Raw genomic sequence first — 279 nt, forward strand, 5'->3', positions numbered from 1 at the left:
AAACCGGACGGAGCCCGGTCGACCGGGGACGGCCGGGCTCCAAGCACCACGTGATCTGCGATGCCACCGGAATCCCGCTGGCCGTGACGCTGACCGGCGGCAACCGCAACGACGTCACCCAGCTCATACCCCTGCTGCAAGCCATCCCGTCGATCCGCGGCAAACGCGGCCGGCCCCGCCGCCGTCCATCCGAGGTCTACGCCGACCGCGGCTACGACCATGACTGCTACCGCCGCCAGGTATGGGCGAAGGGCATCAAGCCCGTCATCGCCCGACGCG

1 protein-coding gene is annotated in these 279 nt (G+C 70.3%); it reads left to right on the forward strand.

The window, feature by feature from the left end:
• A partial coding sequence (locus ADL29_RS12825) for a transposase (protein ID WP_157878480.1) occupies nucleotides 1-279 on the forward strand: 279 nt, incomplete at both ends.

Origin of the sequence: Streptomyces chattanoogensis (genome assembly GCF_001294335.1) — a bacterium.
Lineage (GTDB): Bacteria > Actinomycetota > Actinomycetes > Streptomycetales > Streptomycetaceae > Streptomyces > Streptomyces chattanoogensis.